Raw genomic sequence first — 8,223 nt, 5'->3', positions numbered from 1 at the left:
GCGCTCGGCCATCGACGGCCCGGGCCGGCCGCGGCGCATCGAGTCGGACCGGCGCAGGAAGCGCGGAAGCCGGGCGAGGACGCCGCCGACGAGGCGCGCGGCTGGACCGGTCGCGCCGGGAAACCCAGCGGGGCTCAGCGGCCCAGAGACGCGTCCTCCACCATCCATCGCACGAACTCACCGAAACGATACCCAGCATGGGCGGCCATGTCCGGCACAAGGCTGGTCTGGGTCATGCCGGGTTGCGTGTTGACCTCCAGGACGACGAGGGCACCGGTTCCACCCGGTGTGTCGTCGTAGCGAAGGTCGGCACGGCTGACGCCCCGGCAGCCCAGTGCTTGATGCGCCGTTAACGACAACTCTTGGACACGCTGGTAAACATTTGGTTTAAGTTCGGCCGGCAGGACGTGGATCGAGCCTCCCGGCGCGTACTTCGCGTCGTAGTCGTACCACCCCCCCGAGGCGGCCTTGATCTCGATCACGCCGAGGGCCCGGTCGCCCATCACCGCGCAGGTGAGCTCGCGGCCCGCAACGTAAGTCTCTACAAGGACTTCCTCCCCGAACGCCCATTCGTCCGAGGCCAGGATCTGCGGCGGATGCGAGCGCCCGTCGCGGACGATGATCACGCCCATCGAGGAGCCTTCGGAGACCGGCTTGACGACGTAGGGCGGGGCGATCGGGTGTGACTTCGCGGCATCATGCCGGTTAACGACCAGCCCTTCCGGGACGCTGACGCCGGCCGCCCGCATCACCACCTTGGCCCGCTCCTTGTGCATGGCGAGCGCGGAAGCGAGCACGCCCGAATGCGTGTAGGGAATGCGCAGAATCTCGAGCAGGCCCTGGATCGTGCCGTCCTCGCCCGCCGGCCCGTGCAGCGCGTTGAAGGCTGCATCGGGCCGAAGCTCGGTCAGCACCGATGCGATGTCGGCCCCGACGTCGACGCGGGTGACGCGATAGCCCTCTCCCTCCAGCGCGTCGGCGCAGGCGGTGCCCGAATTCAGAGAGACCTCGCGCTCGGAGGAGGTGCCGCCCATCAGGACGGCGACGTGCTTGGACATGGAGGGCTCCGGGGCGCGTGTCGAAGGGGGACGAACGGGCGGCCGGCGCCCGTGTTCTGATAGCCTCTGCCCAGCCCACGCTGTTTGCGAACGCGGACTAGGGGTCAGAGGTCACGATAGGCCTTCCCGTCTTCGGGACCTGCCCACTCGGAGAAGGTGCCGAACGGATCGCCGGTCAGCGTAGGCGTCGATCTGTCGACGGAGATTCCGATCCGCTTGATCTCCCAGTGCAGCTCGACCCCGCTGGTCTCGCGCACCCGCCGGCGCACCTCCTCGCCCAAGCCCTCGATGTCGGCGGCCGTGGCGCCGTCGCGATTGATCAGGAAGTTGCAATGCATCTCGGAGACCTGCGCGCCGCCCCGCGTCAGGCCGCGGCAGCCGGCGGCATCGACGAGCTGCCACGCCTTGCCGCCCGGCGGGTTCTTGAAGGTCGATCCGCCGGTGCGCTCGCGGATCGGCTGCGCGGCTTCCCGCGCCGCGGTCACCCGCGCCATCTCCGCCTCGATCGCCGCGCGCTCGCCGGGGCGGCCGCGGAACAGGGCGCTCGTGAAGATCACGTCGTCGGGCGCCGCCGCATGGCGGTAGGTGAAGCCCATCTCGGCATGGCCGAAGCGGCGGAGCGCACCGCGCCGGTCGACCCCGCGCGCCTCGAGGAGCACGTCGGTGGTCTCGCCGCCATGGGCGCCGGCGTTCATGCGCAGGGCGCCGCCGACCGAGCCCGGGATGCCGCGGAAGAAGGCGAGCCCGTCGAGCGACGCTTCGGCCGCCGCCTTCGCCAGGCGCATGTCGGGCACGGCGGTGCCGGCCTGCAGGCGGTCGCCATCGACCTCCACCGCTCCGAACGCCTTGCCGCCGAGCCGGATCGTCACGCCGGGAATGCCGCCGTCGCGCACGATCAGGTTCGAGCCGAGCCCGATCACCGTCACCGGGATCTCGGGATCGAGACCGGCCAGGAGGTGGGCGAGATCCTCCTCGTCGGCCGGCGTGAACAGCACCTGCGCCGGGCCGCCGACGCGGAACCAGGTCAGGTCGGACAACGCCGCGTTCACCAGCAGCCGCCCCCGCAGGGCCGGCGCGGCGGCGCGGATCGCCGGCGTGATGTCGGGGAAGGCGGTCATCGGTTCGCTCCCTCTCTCCCCGCACGCGGGGAGAGGGCTTCGGCGACCCCGTCGTCGACGAAGCGAGGCGGCAGCCGAGGGTGAGGGGGCGGGGTCAGGACGGGTGCGTCCGGCGACGTCCCCTCACCATCGCCCTTCGGGCTAGCCACGCCGACGACGAGGTCGTCGCGGCCCTCTCCCCGCGTGCGGGGAGAGGGGGGGAGCGCGCTGAAGATCGTATCGAGAACGACTGACGGGCTGCTCATGATCTCCGCGTTCCAAAACCGCAGGACGCGGTAGCCCAGATCGGCCAGCCATGCATCGCGAGCGCAGTCGTAGGCATTGTCGGCGTGCTGGCTGCCATCGATCTCGATGATCAGCTTCGCCTCACGGCAGCAGAAATCGGCCACGTAGCGGCCGATGCTCTCCTGCCGAACGAACTTGAACCCGGCCAGCCGCCGATCGCGCAAGCGATACCACAGCGTCCGTTCGGCCTCGGTCTGCCACTGCCGAAGGCGCCGCCGAAATGCCGTGCGCTCGCTGTCGGCCGGGCTCATTCGAGCTCACCCCTTGAACGCCGCCAGCTCCGCCGGCAGCGCGTAGGCCCACTGCGTGATGTTGCCGGCGCCGAGGCAGACGACGTAGTCGCCCTCGGTCGCGTGCGCGGCCACGATCCCGGCGAGGTCTTCCGGGCGCTCGAGCGCCTGCGCGTCGCGGTGGCCGCGGGAGCGCAGGCCGGCGACGAGGCCGTCGCGGTCGATGCCCTCGATCGGCGCCTCGCCCGCAGCGTAGACGGGGGCGACGATGACCGTGTCGGCATCGTTGAAGCAGGTGCAGAAATCGTCGAACAGCGAGGCGAGGCGCGAGTAGCGGTGCGGCTGCACGATCGCGATCACCTTCGCGTCGGTGGAGGCGCGGGCGGCCTTGAGCACCGCCTTGATCTCCACCGGATGGTGCCCGTAATCGTCGAAGATCTGGGCGCCGTTCCATTCGCCGGTGCGGGTGAAGCGGCGCTTGACGCCGCCGAACCCGGCCAGCGCCTTGCGGATCGCGTCCGCCGGCACGCCGAGCTCGTGCGCGACGGCCAGCGCCGCGGTGGCATTGAGCGCGTTGTGCTTGCCCGGCATCGGCAGGACGAGGTCCTCCATCTCCATGCGGAAGCCCGGACGCCGGTCGCGGATCATCACGCGGAAGCGGCTCTGACCGCCGCGCAGGTCCACGTCGATGAGGCGCACGTCGGCCTGCGGGTTCTCGCCGTAGGTGATGATGCGGCGGTCCTCGATGTGGCCGACGAGGTCCTGGACGACGGGATGGTCGATGCACATCACCGCGAAGCCGTAGAACGGGATGTTGTCGATGAAGCGCCGGAAGGCGTCCTTGACCGCGTCGAACGAGCCGAAATGGTCGAGATGCTCCGGGTCGATGTTGGTGACGATGGCGACGTCGGCCGGCAGCTTCAGGAAGGTGCCGTCGGATTCGTCGGCCTCCACCACCATCCATTCGCCCTCGCCCATGCGGGCGTTGGTGCCGTAGGCGTTGATGATGCCGCCGTTGATCACCGTCGGGTCCATGTTGCCGGCGTCGAGCAGCGTCGCGACGAGGGAGGTCGTCGTGGTCTTGCCGTGGGTGCCGGCGATGGCGACGCAGGACTTGAAGCGCATCAGCTCGGCCAGCATCTCGGCCCGGCGCACCACCGGCAGCCGGGCCTCGCGCGCGGCCATCAACTCGGGGTTGTCGCGCTGGATCGCGGTCGAGACGACCACGAGGCCGGCATTCTCGACGTTGGCGGCGGCATGGCCGACGAAGGTCCTCATGCCCTTGTCGGCCAGCCGCCGCACGTTGGCGTTGTCCGAGGCGTCGGAGCCCTGCACCGTGTAGCCGAGGTTGTGCATCACCTCGGCGATGCCGGACATGCCGATGCCGCCGATGCCGATGAAGTGGATGGGACCGAGCTTGTCGGGCAGCTTCATGGGAGGAACCGTTCGATGACGGGACTGCGCGGAGGCATGCGTCCCGGAAGAATCAGGTGCGGGCGGCCGTGTCGACGACCACCGCGGCGAGCCGCTCGGCGGCGTCGTGGATGCCGGCGCTTTTCGCGGCTTGCGCCGCCGCGGTCAATTTCTCGGGATTCGCGAAGGCGTCGACCAGCTCCGCGGTGAGCCGGTCCGGCGTGAACGCGGTCTGCGCGACGGCCAGGGCCGCGCCGATCTTGGCCAGCGTCGCGGCGTTAGCGGCCTGGTCCTGATCGAGCGCCCCGGGCAGCGGCACCAGGATCGACGGCCGGCCGATGGCGGCGAGCTCCGAGACCGTCGAGGCGCCCGAGCGGGCGACCACGAGGTGGCTCGCCGCCATCCGCCCCGGCAGGTCCTTGAAGAACGGCGCCGCCTCGATGCCGGCGAGCCCCATGGCGAGGTAGTCGTTCTGCACCGCCGTCAGGTCCTCGGGGCGGACCTGCTGCACGAGGTGGAGGCGGGCCCGCAGGTCGGCCGGAAGCTGCGCCAGGGCTTTCGGCACGACCTCGCCCATCACCCGCGCGCCCTGGCTTCCGCCGAAGACGAGGAGGTGCAGGGCGTCCGCCGGCCCGAGCCGCGGATAGGCGACCTTCGCGGCCTCGATCACCGCCGGGCGCAACGGGTTGCCGGTGTGGACGCGGGGGGCACGCGCCTTGTCGGGGACGCCGCGGACCTCCTTGAAGCCGGTGGCGATGGTGCGGGCGCCGCGCGCCAGGAAGGCGTTGGCCCGCCCCATCACCGCGTTCTGCTCGTGGATGATCGTCGGCACGCGCAGGATCTGGCCGGCGAGCATCGGCGGCACGGTCGGGTAGCCGCCGAAGCCGACGATCGCCGCCGGGTTGATGCGCTTGACCGCCTTGGCCGCCTCCGCGAAGCCGCGGCCCAGCGTCAGCACCGCGCCGGCCCGGCGCAGCATCGAGCGGCCGGACGGGGTCGCCGAGGTGATGGTGACGATCTCGGAGGCCGGGAAGCCGCCGCTGATCGAGTCGACCCGCGCGTCGGTGGCGAGCACCACGCGGATGCCCCGCGCCCGCAGCGCGTGGGCGAGGCTCTCGGCCGGGAACAGGTGGCCGCCGGTGCCGCCGGCGCAGAGGAGGATGGTCGGCGTGAACACCGTCACCGCATGACTCCGGCGACGGTGGCCGGCGCGGTGCCGGGCGGCTTCTGGCTCAGCATCGTGGTGCGCGGGCGCTTGCGGGTGAGCGCCACGAGGAAGCCCATGCCGAGCGCGAGCGAGATCAGCGACGAGCCGCCGTAGGAGACGAACGGCAGCGTCATGCCCTTGGCCGGCATGAGCTGGGTGTTCACCGCCATGTTGATGCAGGCCTGGAGGCCGAAGAGCGTGATCAGACCGGTGATGGCGAGCCTCGAGAAGGTGTCGTCGGTGCGGCGCGCGAGCTTGAGCCCGCGCAGCACGATGTAGGCGAACAAAGCGACGAGGCAGAGGCAGACCAGCACGCCGAACTCCTCGCCGGTCACCGAGAAGATGAAGTCGGTATGGGCGTCGGGCAGGTGGCGCTTGGCGATCCCCTCCCCCGGGCCGGTGCCGAACCAGCCGCCGGAGCGGAACGATTCCTGCGACCAGAAGGTCTGGAAGCTGTCGCCCGAATCCTTGTCGAGGAAGCGGTTGAAGCGCTCGCGGACGTGGTGGAAGAAGGTGTAGGCGGCGAACACCCCGGTCAGGCCGAGCACGCCGAGCACCGCCACCCAGATCAGGTGCAGGCCGGCGACGAAGAACAGCGCGCACCACACCAGCGTGATCAGCATCGTCTGCCCGAAATCGGGCTGCAGCAGCAGCGGGACGATGGTGATCGGCAGGAGCAGGATCGCAAGGAAGCCGCCCGGCATGTCGCGGCGCTGCGCGCCCTCCGAGAACGCCCAGGCGGCGACCACGACGAAGGCGGGCTTGACGAACTCCGAGGGCTGCAGGCCGAACGAGCCGAACTGGATCCAGCGGTGGGCGCCCTTGATCTCCGGCCCGAACTTGCCGGCGAGGAGGCACAGCGCGACGCCCGCGAGCCAGGTGCCGAGCGCCAGCCGGCGGATGCCGCGCAAGCTCAGGAACGAGACCGCGCAGATCAGCAGGATCGTCGGCGCGAGGTACATCGCCTGGCGGTTGAGAAAGTAGAAGGTCGGCAGGCCGATGCGCTCGGCCACCGGCGGCCCGCCGCCCATGAGGAAGACGAGGCCGGCGACCATCAGGGCGGCGAGCGCCGCGAGCAGGCCGCGGTCGACCGTCCACCACCAGTCGGTCAGGGGCGTGCGTTCCGCGCGGGAGATCATGGGCGTGCGACGGCCTTGCGAGCGGTCGCGCAGGGGCACGCGACGGTCGAGAGCGATCCTGTCCGCGAATGGTAAACGCATCCTTGCGAAACCGCGCCGGAGCCGCCGCCCGTCCCGTCAACCCCCGGCACCTCCTCGCCGATCGGTCGCGCCACGGTCGACCGAATACGAAATCTTAACAGCAAAAACGCAATCTTGGATTGTGTTCACTTCGGCATCGCATTGCGAAGATGCCGCGCCGGGACGATCCGCCCATGTTCGCTGCACGCAAGACTGTCGAAGCCGCCGCCAAGCTTGCCGCCCTCGACCGCGTGCAGGGGGTGATCGAGTTCGACCTCTCGGGCCGCATCCTCGACGCCAACGCGAATTTTCTCGCAGCTGTGGGCTACAGCCTGCCCGAGCTGGTCGGGCAGCCGCATGCGATGCTGGTCGATCCGCAGTACCGGGACTCGGCGGAGTACAAGGCGTTCTGGGATCGTCTCCGCAGCGGCGCGTTCAGCGCGGGCCAGTTCCGGCGGATGGCGAAGGGCGGCCGCGACATCTGGATCGAGGCCTCCTACAACCCGATGATCGGGCGTGACGGCAAGCCCTACAAGGTGGTGAAGTTCGCCACCGACATCACGCGGCAGAAGGCCGAGGATGCCGACCGGGCCGGCCAGATCGCGGCGATCGACAAGGCGCAAGGGGTGATCGCCTTCGATCTCGACGGCACCATCCTCGAGGCCAACGCGAACTTCCTCGCCGTGGTGGGCTACGACCTCTCCGAGGTCCGCGGCCGCCCGCACAGCATGTTCGTCGAGCCGGCCTACGGGCAGAGCGCGGACTACGCGGCGTTCTGGGCGGCGCTGAAGCGCGGCGAGTACCAGGCGGCGCAGTACAAGCGCATCGCGAAGGGCGGCCGCGAGGTCTGGATCCAGGCGACCTACAATCCGATCTTCGACGCCTCGAACCGCCCCTACAAGGTCGTGAAGCTCGCCACCGACATCACCGATCAGGTCATGCTGCTGGCCAACCTCCGCAGGCTGATCGAGCGCAACTTCTCCGAGATCGACCAGGCGATCACCCGCTCGGCGGACGGGTCGGGCGCGGCATTCGCGGCCGCGGAGACGACGTCGGGCAACGTGGCGACGATGGCGGCGGCGGCGGAGGAACTGGCCGCCTCCGTCGCCGAGATCTCCCAGAGCATGGGATATTCGCGCGGCGCGACCGACGCCGCCTTCGAGCGGGTCCAGGCGGCCGGCGGGTTCACCCAGCGCCTCTCGGAGGCTGCCGGGTCGATGAGCGGCATCGTCGGGCTGATCCAGTCGATCGCCGCGCAGATCAACCTGCTCGCGCTCAACGCCACCATCGAGGCGGCGCGTGCCGGAGAAGCCGGACGCGGCTTCGCGGTCGTCGCGAGCGAGGTCAAGAACCTCGCCAACCAAGCCGCCCGTGCGACGGAGCAGATCGGCGCCGAGATCAACGGCCTGCAGGGCCTGTCGAGCGAGGTGGTCGGCGCCCTCAATGCGATCAGCGGCTCGGTCGACATCATGCGCGAGAACGTCGTCGCGACGGCGAGCGCGGTCGAGGAGCAGAGCATCGTCACGCGCGACCTGTCGCAGAGCATGCAGGCCGCGGCCCAGGCCGTCGCGGCGATCACGGCCAACATCAGCACGATCTCGGGCTCGGTGACGGAGGTCTCCGTCGCGGTGGCGACGACGCGCGAAGCGGCTCGCGTGCTCGCCCGGTAGGGCGACGTCCGGCGCGGGGCTCGCCCGCCGGACGTCGCCCTAC

General features: G+C 70.4%; 7 protein-coding genes. 1 reads left to right on the top strand and 6 read right to left on the bottom strand.

Annotated features, from left to right (window positions below; genetic code table 11):
• Positions 1–134: 134 nt before the first annotated feature.
• The 6 genes from FV230_RS20695 to FV230_RS20670 all read right to left on the bottom strand — a co-directional run bounded on the left by FV230_RS20695 (position 135) and on the right by FV230_RS20670 (position 6,450).
• A complete protein-coding gene (locus tag FV230_RS20695) occupies positions 135–1,058 on the bottom strand; it encodes a D-alanine--D-alanine ligase (RefSeq protein WP_147843728.1) in 924 nt (307 codons plus the stop codon).
• Positions 1,059–1,162: 104 nt separating this feature from the next.
• On the bottom strand, positions 1,163–2,176 hold the full coding sequence (gene murB, locus FV230_RS20690) for a UDP-N-acetylmuramate dehydrogenase (protein WP_243933158.1): 1,014 nt from the start codon (positions 2,174–2,176) through the stop codon (positions 1,163–1,165).
• The gene (locus FV230_RS20685; protein ID WP_147843727.1) at positions 2,173–2,712 is read right to left on the bottom strand and encodes an endonuclease domain-containing protein; all 540 of its coding nucleotides are present in this window, start codon (positions 2,710–2,712) and stop codon (positions 2,173–2,175) included. Before FV230_RS20685 ends, murB begins: the two co-directional genes overlap by 4 nt.
• A 6-nt stretch (positions 2,713–2,718) precedes the next feature.
• Entirely contained in the window at positions 2,719–4,125 is a 1,407-nt protein-coding gene (murC, locus tag FV230_RS20680) for a UDP-N-acetylmuramate--L-alanine ligase (protein WP_147727666.1), read from the bottom strand.
• A gap of 52 nt (positions 4,126–4,177) precedes the next feature.
• Positions 4,178–5,287 (bottom strand): undecaprenyldiphospho-muramoylpentapeptide beta-N-acetylglucosaminyltransferase, encoded by a 1,110-nt coding sequence (murG, locus tag FV230_RS20675; protein ID WP_147843726.1) that lies wholly within the window; start codon positions 5,285–5,287, stop codon positions 4,178–4,180.
• Entirely contained in the window at positions 5,284–6,450 is a 1,167-nt protein-coding gene (locus FV230_RS20670; protein WP_147727664.1) for a putative peptidoglycan glycosyltransferase FtsW, read from the bottom strand. The genes murG and FV230_RS20670 overlap by 4 nt, the downstream gene beginning before the upstream one ends.
• Positions 6,451–6,704: 254 nt before the next feature.
• On the opposite strand from FV230_RS20670, the gene FV230_RS20665 reads away from it, so the two are divergent.
• Entirely contained in the window at positions 6,705–8,180 is a 1,476-nt protein-coding gene (locus FV230_RS20665; RefSeq protein WP_147843725.1) for a PAS domain-containing methyl-accepting chemotaxis protein, read from the top strand.
• The last annotated feature ends 43 nt before the right edge of the window (positions 8,181–8,223 follow it).

The organism is Methylobacterium sp. WL6, from assembly GCF_008040095.1.
In the GTDB taxonomy this organism is placed as follows: Bacteria; Pseudomonadota; Alphaproteobacteria; order Rhizobiales; family Beijerinckiaceae; genus Methylobacterium.
The sequence above is the reverse complement of the archived record's forward strand: the minus strand, read 5'-3'. Positions and strand labels throughout refer to the sequence as shown.

Coding starts and splice junctions, on each gene's coding strand:
- murC (WP_147727666.1), bottom strand. CDS start 4,125: ATGAAGCTGCCCGACAAGCTCGGTCCCATCCACTTCATCGGCATCGGC.
- FV230_RS20670 (WP_147727664.1), bottom strand. CDS start 6,450: ATGATCTCCCGCGCGGAACGCACGCCCCTGACCGACTGGTGGTGGACG.
- FV230_RS20665 (WP_147843725.1), top strand. CDS start 6,705: ATGTTCGCTGCACGCAAGACTGTCGAAGCCGCCGCCAAGCTTGCCGCC.
- murB (WP_243933158.1), bottom strand. CDS start 2,176: ATGACCGCCTTCCCCGACATCACGCCGGCGATCCGCGCCGCCGCGCCG.
- FV230_RS20695 (WP_147843728.1), bottom strand. CDS start 1,058: ATGTCCAAGCACGTCGCCGTCCTGATGGGCGGCACCTCCTCCGAGCGC.
- FV230_RS20685 (WP_147843727.1), bottom strand. CDS start 2,712: ATGAGCCCGGCCGACAGCGAGCGCACGGCATTTCGGCGGCGCCTTCGG.